The sequence below is a fragment of the Candidatus Brachybacter algidus genome (genome assembly GCF_016707225.1).
Lineage (GTDB): Bacteria > Bacteroidota > Bacteroidia > Chitinophagales > Saprospiraceae > Parvibacillus > Parvibacillus algidus.
Map to the genome: position 1 here is coordinate 189,662 of NZ_JADJID010000003.1, position 19,295 is coordinate 208,956.

Sequence of the window (19,295 nt, forward strand, 5' to 3'; positions counted from 1 at the left end):
AAATAGTCTAAAAACCTCCTTTGCCTCGTTAAAAAACATGTCAAATTTTACAGAAATTAATTATGTTTACAGCAGTTTAATAAATTGAATTTATGTTTCCAAAAATAACTTTTATAAGTTTGATACTTTTGGCCCAGCTAAATATGATGTTTGCTGCACCTCCTTCAAATCCCTCAAAACCTAAACTCGCTGAAGTTAATGTGAGTATTTCCTATAACGAGGGTGGACAATTTTTTGTAGAAAGTTGTGGTGCAGTAAATGGTACACTGACTTTTACACTTGAAGCTGACCCTACTGAAGAGAGAAAATATCTTGTAAACTTGTTGGGCTCTGCTACTCCTCTTGTGGATTATAACATCACAGGCCTTACTGATACCATTACATTTGCCCCTGGGCAGACTCAATTAGTATTTCCTATAATTGTGACTATGGACATTTTGTCAGAGTTAGATGAGGATATAAATGTGACTGTTATAGATTTGCTAAATCAAGTGTTTATATCTAGTGCCCAAGCGGAAATTCATGACTCTTTTACTCCAAAAATAAACAACGGACAAGATATTACTGTCTGTCGGGGTGCTGAAATTATCCTCAGCGCTGATGAAGGCGGTGCTAGTTATCTTTGGAGCCCTGCTGCAAGTTTGGACAATACCACTTCATCTACTGTTACCTACACAAGTAACAACTCAGGAAAGGTCAATTTATTGGTCAATCTTGGAACATGTCAGATCAGAGACACCATAGATATTAGAATCACTAATCCAAGTGTAATTCTAACTTCGAGTGATGATACTATATGTGGACCTGAAGTCGTTGATTTTAATACTATTACAGCTCAACAAGGTGGCACGTATAGCTGGAGACCGGCATCTTTATTTCCTGATCAGAACAAAGCTTTCCAGAGTGTCAAAGTTTCTCAAAATGCGACAGTTATCGTGAGTTATACGATAGAAGGATGTACTGCATCAGATACTATTTTTATGAAAGTGGCTCCAGGAGTAAACTATTCTCAACCATTTACTGATACGCTAGCCTGTAAAGGTGAAAAAATAAGTTTTGGGGATCTCACAAATGCCAAAAATTATACATTTACACCTTTTAGTGGAATTGATTTCACAGATTTCAACAATCCATTTATCATAGCCAATAAAGATATTTCATATAATCTTTCGATTACTGCAACTGATGGTTCATGCACCAATGAATACAGCTTTGTAATAAAAGTAGCTGAAGGAAGCTTTGATCTTGATACACCGGATCAAGTAAAAATTTGCTTCGGTGACAGCACACTGGTGAAATACAGCTACACACCTAAGACAAGTGTGATCGTGTGGACCCCTATGGATTCTACATTCAGATTCGTAAATGATACTTCGTTTTATTTGAAGCCAACCGTCACAACAGAATATACCGGCACATTTTCTATCGGACATTGTGTTTTCACTAAAAAAATTACTGTAAAGGTTGATAGTTTACCAGAATTACCAATTACTACTTTTTGGCCTAAACCTTTCTATTGTAAAGGTGAGACTTTAGTGCTCTCCTCTCCTACTTATGACAAAACCAATTTTCCAGATATAACCTATGACTGGGGACAGCCTTTAGGTGGGATCGAACCATTTACTGCCTTGAACCTTACATTGATAACTCAAGATACCTTTCTATATATAAGAAAGACTACTAACGGCGCTTGTTATATGGAGGACTCAATCAAAATAAATGTAAAAGTTCCACTTGTATCATTTACCCTTACGGATACCATAGTTTGTGCGAATGAACCAGTGCCTGTCACTGTCATTACAGATATGGTGGATCTTGAATGGAAACCTGCAGAAGGAGTAAATTGTTCCGATTGTAAATCTGTCATTATTACGACCCCTGTTACACAGACTTTTACTGTCACAGGAAAAAGTGATGGCTGCCCAGCTGGTGGTTCCATTAAAATTACTGTAAAACAACCAGTGATAGCACTTTCATCAACAGACACAACTGTCTGTCCAAATGAACCAGTCGAAGTAACTGTGTTAAGTCCGGCTACAAACTTAGCTTGGTCGCCAACCAACAAAGTAAGTTGCGTCGAATGCGTGACTACTATTCTAACGACTGCTTTAGATCAAGACTTTTTAATTTCAGGAATTCTTGACGGATGCCCTGCATTTGGTGGAATAGCTGTTCATATCTCTGGGCCTATTGCCTTCGGAATTACAGTGTCACCGGCAGATAATGTAGCGATCGGAAATCCTATTACAGCTTCTGTAGAGAATCCTGTGCCCGGTGCATCATATCAATGGAAAATTAATGGCCGGGATTTAGGCACTCATGGATCTTCATATGATATAGTTGTTGAAACGACTGATGATCTAATTGAAGCAAGTCTTATTTCTGGACCAGGTGGAAATTATTGTACCGGTTTTGGTGCTGTAAGGTTTGCAGGAATAGCACCTTATATAGATGTTCCTAATGCTTTTACGCCAAATGGCGATTCTAAAAACGATGTATTCAAAGCAGTTATTCCATTTGGTGTCCAGATACTTGAGATGACCATCGTGAATCGTTGGGGTCAAAAAGTATTTACTGAAGGAAATACCAACAATGGTTGGGACGGAAAATTCAATAATAAAGATGCACCAAGCGATACTTACTTATTTGTGGTTAAATATCAATTGGCTCAAGGTGGTGTAATAGAATCCCGTCGGGGAGAAGTCACACTATACAGATAAGAACCATAGCTTTTAATTGAATAAGATGTATATATTGAAATATATACATCTTATTTTTTTTATATATATGTGAGTAAATTATATATTCAATAGGAAGGTCTGTATATTTGTCTTCTTCTACATTAAAAGATATTCATGTCATTTGATCCTGCTCTAGACGAAATTTACACCAGAATAAAAGATGGAGATAAAGTCTTTCTGGCCAGGGCTATCACTTGGGCAGAATCATCAAATGAGGCATATAGAACTAAAGCAATAAAATTATTGGAAAGATGTTCAACGAATAAAAGTATTTCGTTGCGTATAGCAGTTACTGGCTCACCTGGTGTAGGCAAAAGTACTTTGATCGAAGCTCTGGGTATATCTCTAATTCAAAAAGGATTCAAGGTTGCAGTGTTAGCCGTAGATCCTTCCAGTACAGAAAGCCATGGAAGTATACTAGGGGATAAAACCAGAATGAGTGAATTATCACAACAAATTAATGCATATGTGAGACCTTCTCCTACCGGACTGGAACTAGGAGGTGTCAATTCAAGTACTAGAGAAAGCATTCTTTTGTGTGAAGCTGCCGGTTTCAATATCATTTTTATTGAAACTGTAGGTGTAGGACAGTCAGAAGTTGAAGTAAAAGGTATGAGCGACCTATTTTTGCTTTTATTAAATCCAGGAGGCGGAGACGATCTCCAGGGAATAAAAAAAGGAATAATAGAACTAGCTGATATTATTGCTGTTACAAAATATGACGGTAATCTAAAAACCAGCTCTCAGAATGCTTTTAGTTTTATAAAACAATCTGCTCAAGTGTTAAAACATTCATCAAGAAACTTTGAACCAAGGATCATAAATATTTCTGCGATAGAAAATTACCATATAGATGAGCTTGAATCTATAATATTTGAAGTTGAAAAGGCATATAAATCAACTGGGCATTTCGAAAAAAATAGAAATGAGCAAAATACTAGCTGGTTTGAACTCGGCTTGCAAAAACAATTATTTGAGGCGATCCGTCGGGAAGAATCAGTACAAAGTATAATTAGTAATTTTAGAAAAAAACCATTGGAAGCAAATGTTTTTATTCCTTTAGAAATAGAAGAAGCCTTAAAAGAAATAAAAATAAAGCTTCAATTAAAATAACAAAGAATGCTACCTTTTTTATTAATTTTCATGTTCCACCTGTTATTTTCCTGTAGTTCAGAAGTGGTGAAACCTATTGTAATTGACAAGCCTAGGCCAACTATTTCAACTAATTATTTTAGAAGTCCTGTAAATCATGATATTAAACTCGCTGGTACTTTCTGTGAATTAAGGCCTAATCATTTTCATACCGGCATAGACATCAAATCAGCAGCCGGAGTCGTGGGCGACGATATATTTGCTGTGGCAGATGGTTATGTTGCTAGGATTGGTGCCAGTCCACAGGGTTATGGATATTCTTTATACATCGCTCATCCCAATGGTTACACAAGTGTATATGGACATTTACTGTCCTTCGACAAAAACATTGCAGATTATCTTCTTAAACAACAATTAATCCAGCAAAGATTTGATGTGCAGTTATACCCGGACTCATTATTGTTGCCTGTTAAAAAAGGGCAGATCATAGCAAAAATGGGGAATACAGGATCTTCAAAAGGTGCTCATCTTCACTTCGAGATACGGGGGACCGTAAGTGAGTTGCCGGTCAATCCATTATTATTCGGAATAAAAGTGAGTGATAATCAAGCCCCAGGAATAAGTTACGCAAGAATATATGATTTGGACCAAGGGTTCAATGAGTTTAATGCTAAAAATCTTATGGCCAAAAAAAGGGGAGAGTTCTTTGTCCCTTCAACTGGAGACACGATTAAGACATTTTCCTCACTTGTTGGATTGGGTATAAATACAAGAGACGGGCAGATAGGAAACTGGAATAAAAATGGAGTTTATGAAATCAAAATGTGGATCAACGATACCTTGGCATATCACGTCCGAATGGATTCCGTCTCTTTTGACCAGACCAGGATGATCAATGCCCACCTGGATTACCCCGAACAGCGAAATAAAAAAAATTATGTACACAAATGCTATTCTGTTCCCGGCAATAAGCTAAGAATCATTAAAAACAAACAAAATAGAGGGGTTCTCAAATTATTCATAGACCAACCCAAAAGAGTAAAATTCGAGGTAAAGGATTTTAATATGAATACAGCTGTTATGAAGTTTATTGTGCTTCGTAAATCTGGTGATCCAAAATTTAAATTGCCTTATTATAATTATAAATTACCTTTCGACAAACCTAGTATATTAAGGGATACTGGTATAGAGGTTCTATTTACCGAACGAACATTTTTCAAAGATCAGGAGTTAAATTTTAATTCCAATGCCGACAGGTCATCTAAGATCTATTCTAATGTATACAATATTGGGGAAGCGAATGTACCAGTATTTGATTATTATAAAGTCAAGATTAGAGAGAATGGCGTTCCTGCTCATTTAAAGTCCAAAGCATTTATTGCTTCCTGCGATGAAAGAAACCAGGAGTCTAATTGGGGAGGCAGCTGGGAAGGAAATTGGATGACAGGGAACATCAGATCTTATGGAAGCTTTTATATTTCGATAGACACAATAAAACCAACTGCAATACCAATCATATTCAATGCGAATATGACTAAGACTTCCAAGATTGTTTTCAAAATAGATGATAACATTACTCCTGCAGGACAGACTGAAATGCTAAATTATAAAGCATACATTGATGATGAACTGATAATAATGGTGTACGACCTTAAAACAAAAACGATCACATATGTGTTTCCAAGTTCACTGAGTAAAGGCTCACATACTTTTAAATTAGAAGTATTTGATGCATTGAAAAATACGAATACTCGCGAACTGAAATTCAACAGATAAAACAACAGATAAAATGGCATTTACTTTAAAGCAAGGAGATAAAGCTCCGGATTTTAAACTTGAAGATCAGGATGGTAAGACAATCAAACTTTCAGACTTAGAAGGCAAAAAATCTGTGATTTTCTTTTACCCTGCCGATATGACACCTACATGTACCATCGAAGCATGCAACCTAAGGGATAATCATACCATATTTCAAAGCAAGGGCTATGAAGTCTATGGAGTAAGTCCGGATGACGCCAAAAGTCATCAAAAGTTTATAGCTAAGCATCAACTACCTTATACTTTGCTTTCAGATCCCGACCACAAAATGGCAATAGCCTATGGAGTTTGGGATGAAAAACAATTATTTGGCAGGAAATATATGGGTATAGTACGGACAACATTTATCTTGGACGAAAAAGGGAAAATAGCAGAGGTCATTACTAAAGTAAAATCAAAAGATCATGCTTCTCAAATCCTAAAACTTTAGTTTAAAATAGTTCTATAGTAATTACATGGCTAAAAGGATGATTAATAAACGATACCTTTGAGCAACAAAAAATAAAAAAATGATCTCAAAAAATTTAGTCGAAGCACTGAACGGACAAATTGAAATGGAAGCTTATGCTTCATTTTTATACCTTTCAATGTCTGCATGGTGCGAAAGCAAAGGGTTGAAAGGTTGTGCATCCTTTATGAGAAGACAATCAACTGAGGAAAATGTCCATATGCTTAAACTGGTTGACTACATGCTTGATGTAGACACCTGCCCCACTGTTCCACAGATCAAGCAGCCTCCTGTGGATTTCGAATCAATAGTAACTTTGATGAATGATGTATATATACATGAGAAGAAAGTAACTAAATCAATCCATCAGCTCGTTGAATTATGTAATAAAGAAGATGATTTTGCGACCTTTAATTTTCTTCAGTGGTATGTTATTGAACAAAGGGAAGAAGAGTCACTTATGCGGGATATTTTGGACAAGATAAAGCTCATAGGAGATGGACCACAATCACTTTATTACATAGATAAAGAATTGGAAGCGATAAATGCCCTGCAAAATACGGGAGTTCAATAGCCGTAGATTAATTCTGAATTAAAACCAAAAGCTTGACCTTAATAAAATCTATCTCCGGCATGAGGGGCACCATTGGTGGCATTCCCGGTGAAAATCTAACACCAATCGATATTGTTGAAATGGCTGCAGCCTTTGGTCAATTGATCAAGACTAAACACCGCAATCCATCTGTAGTGATAGGACGTGATGCAAGAGTATCGGGCTCTATGGTCGCAGAGCTTTGTGCACAAACGCTTATCGCTCAAGGTTTTCATGTTTACAATGCTGGACTTTCAACCACTCCTACCATTGAAATGGCGGTGACCGATCTAAAAGCCAGTGCCGGCATTATAGTCACCGCAAGTCATAATCCGGGGCAATGGAATGCATTGAAATTTCTTAATGATAAAGGAGAGTTCATTTCAGCGGAAGAAGGTCAACAACTAATCAAAACTGCCAATGATAGATCTTATAATTTCAATGAAGTAGATCAACTAGGAAGTTTAGAACAAGTGGATGGTCTGATTCAAAAACACATTGAGCATATTTTTAATCTTCCATTGGTTGATGCTCATCTTGTCGCTTCCCGAAAATACAAAGTAGTTGTAGATTGTATAAATTCAACAGGCACTATTTCAATCAAACCAATTCTTGAACAGCTGGGATGCGATGTCATTTTGATAAATGAGGAAATGACAGGATTATTTGCTCATAATCCGGAACCATTATTACAGCACCTAACTGAGCTCTGCGAAAAAGTCATTGCTGAAAAGGCGGATTTGGGCATAGCAGTTGATCCGGATGTCGATAGACTTAGCTTCATTTGCAGTGATGGAACTTTACTTGGAGAGGAAAATACCTTGGTAGCTATAGCACAATATATATTGAAAAATACTCCTGGTGCGACTGTTTCCAATCTATCCTCCACACGTGGCCTTCGTGATGTCACAGTAAGTGCAGGTCAAAATTATTTCGCAGCAGCAGTTGGTGAAGTCAATGTTGTGACCAAAATGAAAGAAGTCAATGCCGTCATAGGTGGAGAAGGCAATGGTGGCATCATTTATCCGGAATTACATTATGGCAGAGATGCCTTAGTTGGAGTCGCATTGATGCTGACTTATATGGCTAAGGAGAACATTACCATTTTGGACCTGAAGAACGCTCTACCCCAATATTCCATATCGAAAAATAAGATCGATCTTGAAAAATCATGGAATGTTCGCTCAGCTATAGATCGTTTGATCGAAATATATGAAAACGAAGAAGTTAATACTGAGGATGGTTTAAAGATTGATTTCGAGAGTGGGTGGGTACAACTAAGACAGTCCAATACGGAACCGATCATCAGAGTTTACAGTGAATCCAATACAATGGAAGCTGCAGAAAAATTGGCAAACGATATTATAGCTAAATTTAAAGAAATCGTAAAATAGAATTATTTTATTAAGAATTTTTCCTACCAACAGAAATGCTTTCAAAATGTCTAAGTAAATAATTTCTCAATGTTACAATCCAAGGCACCTTTATTTGGTTAAGTCTGTGAATTACAATAACATTGCGCTTCCTTTTCAAAGACCTCTTAATTGTTATAAAATATTACTCATGAACAGAATATATCTTGATAATGCAGCTACCACTCATATAGATCAAGAAGTTATCGATATTATGGTCGATGTGATGCAGACACACTATGGCAACCCATCGAGTATACATACAGAAGGCCGGAAAGCAAGAGCACTAATCGAAGTAGCTAGAAAATCAGTTGCCAATGCGCTCAACGCATCCATAAGTGAGATATATTTCACTTCTGGCGGCACAGAATCCAATAATACGGCTCTTAAATGTGCAGTCAGGGATCTTAATATTAAAAGAATTATTTCAACAAAATTTGAACATCATTGCGTATCTCATTCACTCTCCCATTTGCAGAGACATCAAGGAGTAGAGGTGGTATTGCTTGAAAATTGTGAAAAAGGCAACATAGACCTTGCTCAATTGGAAGAATTATTGGCTTTAGGAAATGTCAAAACTTTAGTTTCCATCATGCACGCAAACAATGAAATTGGGACCATCTCCGATATGAAAGCAATCGGAGAGTTGTGTAAGCAATACAACGCAATTTATCATTCAGATACTGTCCAAACAATTGGTCACCTTCCCATAGACGTTTCACAATTAAACATCCATTTCCTTTCAGGTGCTGCACATAAAATTCACGGACCTAAAGGAACAGGTTTTCTTTATATCAATTCTGACAATCTGATAGAACCATTTATTGATGGGGGCTCTCAAGAGAAAAACATGCGTGGCGGTACGGAAAATCTTCATGGCATAGTTGGTATGGCTAAATCTCTGGAATTGGCTTATCAACATATGGACGAACGAAAAACTTACATTACCGAACTCAAAAACTATTTCATAGAGCAATTAAAAAATAATATACCGAATATTGATTTTAATGGTGAAATAGGTGAAAACTCATTGTACACTGTGCTAAACGTAGCATTTCCGGAACATCCAAAAAACGAAATGTTGCTCATGAATCTTGACATCAATGGAATTTCAGCTTCGGGTGGAAGTGCCTGCACTTCCGGTGCAGAGAAAGGCAGCCATGTGATCGCTGCTTTAAATAAAGATACTTTCAGAAAAGCAGTTAGGTTTTCATTCTCACATCACAATACATTTGAAGAGATAGACTATGTGATGCAAAAATTGAAAATGATTTATGGGATTGCGGTTCCAGCCTGATGTAGCGAACTCATAGGTTTACGCTTTAGCGTATTGTCTTTTCTCATTAATTAGAAAGTTTCACTAAATTAAATAAGTGCAACTGTAAGGACAGGTCGCGACCTGTCCTTACAGTTGCACTTATTTAATTCTACAGGTTTTATTCCATTTCCGATTATTACAAATTCATTTCCTCGAACCAACAACGAAAATCACAACACCCGCTGCTATGAAAAGAATTAACCCATATTGAATACTTACGGTATCTGAAATAGCTCTCGCCACAAAATTACCATCGCCCATATCTCGGATATCATTTTTGTAAGCATACCATTTGAATATCCCAAAAAGCGATGCCCCAAGCCCGGCAAATCTGAACCATTTATCCGAGGCAGCTATCTTCTGCATTTTATTTCCTACAAACACAGGAATAAGGCAGAGTGCATACAAAAGTGCCCCTAACCAACTATACTCGACCTTTGTACCATCAATATTCCCAACGATGGGCAATTCGAACCATGGAAGTAGTATTGCGATACCGCCTAATATGGCAGCAATGAGTATGATCAACTTTTGTGTATGCATATCTATGATATTTTAGAATATAAATCTAAGTTAAAAGATTATTTGAATTTCATGGATGGATTCTTTCGTAAACTCTTATATAATCAACGTACATAATGGCAGGAAAGGTATTTCTAGCTAATTCCTCAGGATCGTTCGCTCTATAACGAGATACAGCATTTCCTGCAATGATTGCGATCTCGTCACCGGTAGTGGGATAAGCAGGATTGAGATAATAAGTACCTTTTTTCAATTTAGTTTTTTTAATATACTTACCATTTCGCTTGACAAACCTTGGTATTTGGTAAATAAGACTCCCATCTATGAAATATTTGACAAAATATTGTTCATATTCAACAGCGTACACATGAAAATCTTTTGCAAAATCAATGCCTCTGATTTTTTTAGATTGGTTAATTGTTTTACCGTCTTTCCATTTGTGCACATTCAAATAGATATCTCTGGTATTGTTACTCATGAATTCGAAAACATCAATTTCAGTACTCCACCCAAACATCCAGAAAGCTGGCCAAAAAATAGTTCCTTCCGGAATTCGACATCTGATCTCATATCTATAGAAGCTATTAAAAACCCGCTTACTATGAACTAATCCAGCGGAAAATGAGGACTTATAGCCCATCCATTCGCATGTTTCGTTTAAAGTTGATATCTCCAAATTACCATCTGAAACACTTAGGTTTTTATCAAGATATATCTGGTTAGAGACAGTGGTATCATGCGTTCTGCAGAATCCACACTTATCAGAACTTCCTACACCATAAGGATAATAAGTATACCATGTTGAAGTATCAAGACTACTGCCATTAAATTCATCTGAAAATAATTGGGCCCAAACCCCAGAACGTTCAAGGGCACCTCCTTCAAATTCAATTTTAACTGGCCTTTGAGCCTCTGTGCATAAAATTGAAAAGAAAAAGGCTAACATTAAAATTACGATTTTCATTAAGGTTATTTTTTAAGTAAATTAGATTTGTTCAACAAATCTAATTGCAATAATTCAACTTGCATTATTGAATTCCGCGAAGTACTGACATAACTTTATTTTACCTTTAATAAAGATAATATATCTAAATTATAGGTGTTTATTATTAAATATAATCTTCCTTAAATCCAAATTGAATATATTTTGATTAACTTTTTCTATCCTTTTTATGATCAAATAATTAATTTAATTTAGTGGTTTTCTCAATTTTTATAAAAGGTAACATTTGCTGATCATAACTATCGTAGTTTCATTCTAATTTCTAATTGCTGATTTTTAACTGCTATTTTCTACCTTTAACTTGCATTACAGCAATACTTTTAGCTTTAAATTATAACACATAATCTTTCGTAAATAACTTTCGCATGGCCATCATTGCAAATATTTTATTGTTTATAGCCTCGATTTGTATCGTAGGTTTAAATACCGGTGCTCTTTCTAAACCTTCTCCCACAGGTGATGCTGGTGTAGGTTACGTTTGGACGCTTCTAATGATTAATATAGTTTTTTGTATTGCCATGATCATTGTGGCTATAATTACAAATTCGAAAGGTGGATATAATTGGGTTCCGGGTAGTGGCACATCCAGAACAGTTTTAGTGATCGCCGGTGTCCTTTCTGCATTAATAATATCCATTATAGGCTCACTATTTAGAAATGAAATGGGTGAGACACCCCTGATCGTAAAAATGCTGATTTCGATTGCGCCCTGGATCATACCCATTATTTTAATTATTGGGCATTTCATTTTAGTTAATACCGGTATTCGGGATAGTATACCAGAAGGGGTTTACAAGTGGCCTCTTTCAATCATAGGAGGGCTCTCTATTTTATCGTCTGTCCTCATGATTGGAGCATTTATTTTTCAATCCAATATACAATATGCTGCAAATGTAGACAAGATCGTACAGGATGATGTAGACAATCAGCAGCGTTTAAAAGATGATATTGACTCCTGCGACATTTCCACAGGGATGGTCTTCATATTGGTCTTGACGAATGCCTATCAACAGGCAGATGTAAGAGAGCGCGCTATTGCAAAAGTCAAAACGCATCCAGATTATCAGGGAGAGCTCATTCATATTTTGCAAACTGGTTATGCATCTGAAGCATTTCAATTTCTGGCTTCTAATGACGTAGATGATAAAAAGCGTTTTCCTGAAGCTGTCATTGTGGGTATAACAAAACAAACAGAAGCGTTTCGCGAAACAATAAAGAGCACATATAGCGCTTCCGACTATTATCCAGAATTATTTCAATCGGAATCAGAATGTGTTGTTAAAACTGCTGACAAATTCAAGGGATTAGGAGTTGATTTTAAACCAGCCATTACAGACCTACGTAAAGCTATCAATGGAAGACCTGATATTAAAAGACCAGAATTGATAAGTGAACAGATTTTGGATAAGTGGTTAAAGAATAATTGAGATATTGCTTCACACCTGCATTTTACAAATTTATCATTCGTAATCTTTATTCCAGAACATATTGTTTAACTCCCAATAAGCTATTGGCGATCCCTAGATTTAGTCAAATATATATTTTTACAAATACTAAAATTTGTCACAAAATGTTTTCCAAACGCAAAAAAATTATTTATTTTAAAATAGTTACTATAGGTTGGAATAGCATTATAAAGGCAGAAAATTGGAAGGTGCAGTTATTGTAAATTAAATCCATAAGCTTTCAAAACATATATTTTTTAAACTAATCATTCACTTTTAATAGACCTATAAGCTCTATTTATTGAGGTATAGATTTTACATTTATTTCTGCTTAATTCAGTGAGTAAAATTCCTCTTAATCCTTCAATTAGCCTATCACTATATTTAGTGATAGGGCATCCTATTTCCTTGTATTAATTTTACATAAATATCAGTATTGCCTGTAAAGATATGGGTGATAATATATCAGATACAAAATCTAGGATTTATGAATAGAATTTATACAATAATCTTACTATTTATTTTTCAATTTTTAGCTTATTCAGCAATAGGCCAAACGGAACAACAGCTTATTCAATCAGTAGGAATTGCCGTAAATCCACCTTCCGGACCATCTGGAACAGTTTTTGTCGTTGGCGATAAATTGCTGATGACAGCACTTCATGTAGCAAATGCCATGACCAATACTACTTTTACACTTAGCCTTAATGGAGTAACAGCCGATGTTGAATTTGAAGTATTTTCCATTCAGTTTGATGGAAGTGATTGGGCTTTTATAAGATTGTTGGGCGCCAATGCAAACCTTTTTACTTTTACCCCTTTGAACATAGCAGGATATAATTTAACTGTTCCTAGTAACGTTTTTACTCTTGGTGGCCTTCAATTAGATTATGCCGAAGGTACATTAGTAGATGACCAAAATAATTTTTTAATCACAAGTGGCATTGATTGTTTCCCTGGCGCCAGTGGCAGCCCATTAGTGGATGACGGAGGAAATGTTATAGGAATTTTAAGTTTAAATTTTGGAAATGATGATGATTGTGGTTGGATAAATCTTACAGACTATTCTGCTATTTTAACTGGTTTTGAAGATTTAAATGTACTTCCAGTATACATTCAAACCAACATCCTCAATGACTACAGAAGTATTTCAAATGGGCTATGGAGCGTTCCGGGAACATGGGAGCGGTTTGATGGAACTGATTTTATTCCAGCTGCTGCTCCTCCATCCAGTTTAGACAACAGAATAACAATAAGTTCAGGTACAGAAGTAACCATAAATAGTCCCGTTACTGCTGATCAATTAACCATTCAGGAAGAGGCAGTCCTTATCCAAAATTCTGGACTTAATATTGTAAACGGCAATGGAGATGACTTGATTATTAATGGTACAATTAATATAAATAGTTCGTGTTCATTATCAGGTGCTATCAAAGACAATGGGCTCATTAACTGGATGAGTGGCAATATTTCTTTTAATGGAGCTAACCTAAACATTTCAGAATTTGGAATTTTGAAGATTTCAGGATCTGGCAATATGGACAATACATTGATGTCGAACAACATTTTTTGCACAGGAACGCTCCAAATAGAAAATTCAATAATCGCTTCTACTATTGACATCACTTTCATAAATACAGGGACAATAAAAGGTTCAGGGACAATAGACTTCACGAATGATTTTCTAAACAATGGAACTATTAGTCCAGGCTTCAATATCGATATTAACACTTTGGACTTCAAATCAACTTCAATTTTTCTTGGATCAAACATTTTACAAATCGAAATTGACAATAATGGCGGACCTGGTATTGGTAACGATTTATTGAAAATAACTGGTGATCTCGATCTTGATGGACAATTAATGATTTCAGAAATAAATACTGTCCCCTTTGGTATCTATACTATTATTGAAGTAACTGGTGGCACGATCAATGGCAATTTCTCAAACGTCACAATGCCACTGGGCTACACATTGATAATCAATGGTGATAATGTCCAGATAGAAAAAGGTGAAATTGATTTTGGCCCTGAAAAACCGGGTAGCGGTAAATCTATAGTTTTGGATGGATCTTCTTCCGTAATGATAATTCCACATGAGCCTAACATCAGTTTTGCACCCACAGAGCCTTTTACTATTGAAATGTGGGTCAAAATACCACCAACTCAGCAACCTAACAGTGATAAATTCTATCACTTTTTGGCTTCTAAGATCAGTAATAATGTCATTAACTATTCAATTCTAATGTTAGGCACTCCTTTTGATAGCGATGCGGGTAAAATAGGTTTTTTGCAGCAAAACGTAGATGGTTTTGCCAGCGTGGTTTCTACTTCAAAAGTTAATGATAACAAACCCCATCATATAAGTTTTCAGTATTCTGGATCATCACTTAGATGCTATATCGACGGAATATTAGAAGCTGAGAGCACTGAAATAAATGCTACATCAACACAGAATACCAATCCGATTATATTTGGAGGGGTATTAGAAAATGAATTTTTTGGCAATTGTAAGTATGAATTGGACGAATTCCGAATTTGGAATATTGCTTTGTCTGATCAACAAGTAAAAGAACGAGTATGTAAAAAAATTAAAGAAACTGATTTATTGATCGATAACCTTCAGGCATATTACAAATTGGATGAAGACTCCGGTAGCATAATTAAAGATTATACAACTCACAATAACTTTGGAAATAATTTTGGTGCCAACAGAAAGAACAGTGTTTTTCCAATTGGAGACGAAAGTGCTTTCGATTATATAAATACTACAAAGACTACATCAATCTCACATCCCAACGGAGATAATTTCACAGTTGAAATTTCGAGTGGTGACCCTTCAGGGTTGCAGTCATACATGGTTCATGGCCAACCAAATAGCATAGATGGCATTCAGGGACTGGGTGGAAATGATAAATATTTTGGCGTTTTTGTCATTGGGGGTAACAGTCCACAATACTCTGCAGATTATCAGTATAACCCAAATCTAGGTAATAATGAAGAAGATTTTCGTTTGCATAAAAGAACTAACAATTCAGAAATAACATGGACTGCCTTAATAGATGATCAACCAAATACCATAATCCATACAATTTCTGTAATTGGTCAAAATACTGAATATATATTAGGAAGTATTGGTACTCCGCTACCTTTGAAAATAATTGCTTTCAATGCTGAAGGTCATAATCTAGATGTCCATCTTAACTGGAAAATAGTTGAATTTGAAAATATAAAATATTGCGAGGTAGAACGAAGTATTGATGGAAAAAACTTTGAATCCATTGCACATTTATCCAAATTAAATTATGAAATGAGTTATCTAGATAAAGAAATATTAACCAACCAAAAAAGCTCCTACTATCGTTTAAGTTTTTATGAAAAAAACGGCAGAAAGGAGTATTCAAAAATAGAATTTGTTCAAAATTTAGCACATAAAGCAGTTAATTGTTTTCCAAATCCAACTTCAGGAATACTGAATTTATCGGGAACAGAAGTTAAATCAAAGTTGAGTCTATATAATGGCTTTGGAGTATTAATTGAAACAATGAATGGCCGTGATGGAATGACTCAATTTTCATTGACTAACATTCCGGCCGGAATTTACCTCATCAAATATGAATCAAGAGGGGAAGTTCAAAATTTCAGGGTAGTAAAAAAGTAAGGAATAGCTATGATTTATGTTTTAGTAATTCATAAACATACTTAAATTCTAGAGCATTGTTCTTCGGGAGGGCACAAGATAAAAACCTGCGCCGGCTATAATTGAAAATTGCTCATCTTTGGTTTCAGCAATCATTTGAATTAAAGAATGAACAGATTATATATTCTCATATTGCTAATATCAAGAATACTGGCTTCAGCAAAGAGTTACAATTGACAGGAACAAAGAAAAAAAGCAAAAAAAAGGCTGAAATGAACCACCATTTCAGCCTTTTGTATATTACTTTGGATTAATTAAATTCCCAGTGCTTTGCCTACTTGCTCTGCTGCTTCTTTCAATTCAATGGCCGACATAACTTTCAAGCCAGATTCATCGATCATTTTTTTAGCAATTTCAGCATTCGTACCTTGCAGTCTTACAATAATTGGAACAGGAATGTCTCCAATGTTTTTATAAGCCTCGATTACACCAGCTGCTACCCTATCACATCTTACAATACCTCCAAAGATGTTTATCAGAATTGCTTTAACTGATGGATCTTTCAAGATTAAATTCAATGCACTCTCTACCCTCTTAGCATCAGCCGTACCTCCTACGTCAAGGAAGTTTGCAGGTGAACCTCCAATCAATTTGATCATGTCCATTGTCGCCATGGCAAGTCCGGCACCATTAACCATGCAGCCGACATTGCCATCAAGTTTGACATAGTTCAGTTCAGCTTCTTTAGCCTCCAGATCTGTCGGATCTTCTTCCAATTTATCATATGACTCTTCCAGGTCTTTATGTCTGTAAAGAGAATTTTCATCGATAGATACTTTTGCATCCACAGCAACTATTCGATCATCCCCTGTTTTGATCATAGGATTGATCTCAAACATATCCGCATCAGATCCAACGTATGCCTTGTAAAGTTTGTCAATAAAGCTAACAAATTCTTTAAATGCCTTTCCGCTTAGACCAAGATTGAACCCTATTTTTCTTGCTTGAAATGGCAACAACCCTAACATTGGATCGATCAATTCATGCAACACCAATTCAGGTGTTTCTTCAGCCACTTTTTCTATATCCATTCCTCCCTGAGTAGAATATACGATTACATTCTTGGCATTAGCTCTGTCAAGAAGAACGGAAATATAATATTCTTTATTTGCTGAAAAGTCAGGCGCATATGAATCCTCTGCTATAAATACTTTTCTGACCAGTTTCCCTGCACCTTCCATTCCACCAGGGGTCTGTGGAGTTTTAAGATACATACCAATGATGCTTCCAGCCACTTCTTTCAACTCATCGAGATTCTTAACTAATTTTACTCCACCACCTTTTCCTCTTCCTCCTGCATGGATCTGTGCTTTAACTACCGCCATACTAGAACCAAGTTCTTCATTCACTCTTTTAAAAGCTGCGATAGCCTCATCCACATTGGAAGCGATAAAACCTCTTTGTATGGCTATACCATAACTGGCAAGTAATTCTTTGCCTTGATATTCATGTAAATTCATTCGTAATTTTTTATGTCAATGATCTTAGGGATGTTTTTTCCTTCGCTGCATTGGCTCTTTAAATTTGTGCAATAATACAAAACTATTCAGAGGTCTTTGAAATTTATTCAGTAAGATTATCAAAAAAATACCCGTTATCGAATTGAAATAACGGGTATTTTTTAATTCTAAAATATTTATAAGTTATTGGACAATTAACTTTTTGCTGGATATTCCATCGATATTAGAAATTGAAATAATGTATATTCCTGGTTTTAGATCCATCTTCTCAAGAACTAATCTATTCTCACCGATACTTAACTTTTTGCTTGTGGGATTGATTACTTTTTGACCAGTGGTACTTGTCACAGAAATATTCACATCCAAAGTCGAAGATGTGTTGATCATAATACTTATCTCGTCTCCATTTTTAATATTATTTGGAACGATTGACCAATCTACCTGACTGTCGATCTTATTACTGTTCAATGCTGTCACAACCTGAAAAGTCTCATAATCAACTGCAGCATTGCAAGTGGAGACCGGGTTAAAGGCTGACACTCTCCAAAACGCAACTGTAGTGCTGGCTGTAAAAGTACTCGCCGGAATTGTAAATTGATTTTCATTTACAATTTCGGTGGTTGTAAATGCAGAACCAAAAGATTTGTTCTTGGAATATTCAAGGATGTATGAGGTAGCGCCAGGCACAGCTTCCCATGACAGAGTAATAGGTGCAGATCGCAACTTTTCAACTGAGTCAATAGGAGAAAAATAATTAATTGTCTCTTGAAGAGTTGTGGCAGTTGGTACAAATGTTGATTTTAAGTAATCCCTTGCGGCACTGGCAAGATCTGCCTTGATAAGATTTATTTGGCCTTGTGAAAAATGATAATCTCCACATCCAAAGAAATAACTCATATAGTTACTCTGATCAGGGTGAATTAATTCGTCATTTCTATCATAAACCTCTGTGTCGAAATACCGACAGTCATTTGGCCAACCAAATCCGAAGTTATAATCCGGTGGTGTATCACAAACTCTATCTGCAGCTGTAGCGCAATTGCTACCATTTACTAATTCTACTGCCACAGTTGGGGGACAAGGAGCTATAGTAATAGTTACCGTTTTGCCGAAATCAGCTTCATTCCATGGTTGACACTCCCAACCATAGAAAGTATGTCTAAGAGAAAAGAAATGGCCCAATTCGTGGGAAGTGGTTTGTGCAACATCGTTTACTTCTGAATTCCTGATAACTACAAAGTCATTATTTGGAGAATAGAAACCGAGTATTTGACCCTCAGAATCTGACATGATATCAGCTACAAAAAACATATTTAGTGCATCTTTATCCTTCTGCAACTTCAAAATGTTACCTCCTACTCCTTGAGGATCAGTATTTGCCTTGTCATTGTTTAGATACTTTATATCATCTTTTATAAAAAACTGAAGCTCTTGATTAGCATAATCCTTATTGATTTTACACAACAATTTCATTATATTCTTTACTGAAACACCACCTGTGCCGGACGTTGGTCTTACTACTGTAAAACGTATTGGCACATACTTTGTAGCTCTTTCTGTCAGAATACCACCATTTTTTTCAAGATAGTTAATATTGGCTTCTAGTCTTGCATCCATTTCAGGTGTGCTCACGGTAGAACATTTCCCCACAACTCTTTGTCCAAAAAGCGATGAACAAAAGATGGCAAGAACGAAAATTAAAATTGTATTTTTTACTAATAGCATTTGATAGAAAATTTCATTT

13 protein-coding genes are annotated in these 19,295 nt (G+C 35.9%); 9 read left to right on the plus strand and 4 right to left on the minus strand.

The window, feature by feature from the left end:
- The first annotated feature begins 92 nt into the window (after positions 1–92).
- The 7 genes from IPI15_RS10685 to IPI15_RS10715 all read left to right on the plus strand — a co-directional run bounded on the left by IPI15_RS10685 (position 93) and on the right by IPI15_RS10715 (position 9,400).
- Complete coding sequence (locus tag IPI15_RS10685) at positions 93–2,720, plus strand: T9SS type B sorting domain-containing protein (protein WP_287420240.1); 2,628 nt, start codon at positions 93–95, stop codon at positions 2,718–2,720.
- Positions 2,721–2,855: 135 nt separating this feature from the next.
- Positions 2,856–3,854 (plus strand): methylmalonyl Co-A mutase-associated GTPase MeaB, encoded by a 999-nt coding sequence (gene meaB, locus IPI15_RS10690; protein ID WP_287420241.1) that lies wholly within the window; start codon positions 2,856–2,858, stop codon positions 3,852–3,854.
- Positions 3,855–3,860: 6 nt separating this feature from the next.
- A complete protein-coding gene (locus IPI15_RS10695; protein WP_287420242.1) occupies positions 3,861–5,609 on the plus strand; it encodes a M23 family metallopeptidase in 1,749 nt (582 codons plus the stop codon).
- A 13-nt stretch (positions 5,610–5,622) separates the two neighbouring features.
- Positions 5,623–6,081, plus strand: coding sequence for a thioredoxin-dependent thiol peroxidase (gene bcp, locus IPI15_RS10700; RefSeq protein WP_287420244.1), 459 nt, complete (start codon positions 5,623–5,625; stop codon positions 6,079–6,081).
- Positions 6,082–6,160: 79 nt separating this feature from the next.
- A complete protein-coding gene (locus tag IPI15_RS10705; protein WP_287401588.1) occupies positions 6,161–6,673 on the plus strand; it encodes a ferritin in 513 nt (170 codons plus the stop codon).
- A 32-nt stretch (positions 6,674–6,705) separates the two neighbouring features.
- On the plus strand, positions 6,706–8,085 hold the full coding sequence (glmM, locus tag IPI15_RS10710) for a phosphoglucosamine mutase (RefSeq protein ID WP_287420247.1): 1,380 nt from the start codon (positions 6,706–6,708) through the stop codon (positions 8,083–8,085).
- 169 nt (positions 8,086–8,254) lie between these two features.
- Positions 8,255–9,400, plus strand: a complete 1,146-nt coding sequence (locus tag IPI15_RS10715) for a cysteine desulfurase family protein (protein WP_287420249.1) — start codon at positions 8,255–8,257, stop codon at positions 9,398–9,400.
- 165 nt (positions 9,401–9,565) lie between these two features.
- Here IPI15_RS10715 and IPI15_RS10720 read toward each other — a convergent pair whose 3' ends face one another.
- Positions 9,566–9,964, minus strand: coding sequence for a hypothetical protein (locus tag IPI15_RS10720; RefSeq protein WP_287420251.1), 399 nt, complete (start codon positions 9,962–9,964; stop codon positions 9,566–9,568).
- Positions 9,965–10,013: 49 nt separating this feature from the next.
- On the minus strand, positions 10,014–10,907 hold the full coding sequence (locus IPI15_RS10725) for a glycoside hydrolase family 16 protein (protein WP_287420253.1): 894 nt from the start codon (positions 10,905–10,907) through the stop codon (positions 10,014–10,016).
- A gap of 404 nt (positions 10,908–11,311) precedes the next feature.
- Between IPI15_RS10725 and IPI15_RS10730 the strand changes: the two genes are divergently transcribed.
- Together IPI15_RS10730 and IPI15_RS10735 are read left to right on the plus strand one after the other, a co-directional pair.
- Complete coding sequence (locus IPI15_RS10730) at positions 11,312–12,373, plus strand: hypothetical protein (RefSeq protein ID WP_287420255.1); 1,062 nt, start codon at positions 11,312–11,314, stop codon at positions 12,371–12,373.
- Positions 12,374–12,878: 505 nt separating this feature from the next.
- Positions 12,879–16,052 carry a LamG-like jellyroll fold domain-containing protein gene (locus IPI15_RS10735; protein WP_287420257.1) on the plus strand — a complete coding sequence of 1,058 codons (3,174 nt, stop codon included), beginning with the start codon at positions 12,879–12,881 and terminating at the stop codon, positions 16,050–16,052.
- A gap of 293 nt (positions 16,053–16,345) precedes the next feature.
- On the opposite strand, the gene sucC is transcribed toward IPI15_RS10735, so the two are convergent.
- Entirely contained in the window at positions 16,346–17,551 is a 1,206-nt protein-coding gene (gene sucC / locus IPI15_RS10740; RefSeq protein ID WP_287420259.1) for an ADP-forming succinate--CoA ligase subunit beta, read from the minus strand.
- Positions 17,552–17,734: 183 nt separating this feature from the next.
- Positions 17,735–19,276 (minus strand): T9SS type A sorting domain-containing protein, encoded by a 1,542-nt coding sequence (locus IPI15_RS10745; protein WP_287420261.1) that lies wholly within the window; start codon positions 19,274–19,276, stop codon positions 17,735–17,737.
- Positions 19,277–19,295 lie beyond the last annotated feature (19 nt).

Bases quoted from the DNA above. Each gene is read 5' to 3' on its own strand.
- IPI15_RS10715 (WP_287420249.1), top strand. From the start codon at position 8,255: ATGAACAGAATATATCTTGATAATGCAGCTACCACTCATATAGATCAA.
- IPI15_RS10725 (WP_287420253.1), bottom strand. From the start codon at position 10,907: ATGAAAATCGTAATTTTAATGTTAGCCTTTTTCTTTTCAATTTTATGC.
- meaB (WP_287420241.1), top strand. From the start codon at position 2,856: ATGTCATTTGATCCTGCTCTAGACGAAATTTACACCAGAATAAAAGAT.
- bcp (WP_287420244.1), top strand. From the start codon at position 5,623: ATGGCATTTACTTTAAAGCAAGGAGATAAAGCTCCGGATTTTAAACTT.
- IPI15_RS10685 (WP_287420240.1), top strand. From the start codon at position 93: ATGTTTCCAAAAATAACTTTTATAAGTTTGATACTTTTGGCCCAGCTA.
- sucC (WP_287420259.1), bottom strand. From the start codon at position 17,551: ATGAATTTACATGAATATCAAGGCAAAGAATTACTTGCCAGTTATGGT.
- IPI15_RS10745 (WP_287420261.1), bottom strand. From the start codon at position 19,276: ATGCTATTAGTAAAAAATACAATTTTAATTTTCGTTCTTGCCATCTTT.
- IPI15_RS10705 (WP_287401588.1), top strand. From the start codon at position 6,161: ATGATCTCAAAAAATTTAGTCGAAGCACTGAACGGACAAATTGAAATG.
- IPI15_RS10720 (WP_287420251.1), bottom strand. From the start codon at position 9,964: ATGCATACACAAAAGTTGATCATACTCATTGCTGCCATATTAGGCGGT.
- IPI15_RS10730 (WP_287420255.1), top strand. From the start codon at position 11,312: ATGGCCATCATTGCAAATATTTTATTGTTTATAGCCTCGATTTGTATC.
- IPI15_RS10735 (WP_287420257.1), top strand. From the start codon at position 12,879: ATGAATAGAATTTATACAATAATCTTACTATTTATTTTTCAATTTTTA.
- IPI15_RS10695 (WP_287420242.1), top strand. From the start codon at position 3,861: ATGCTACCTTTTTTATTAATTTTCATGTTCCACCTGTTATTTTCCTGT.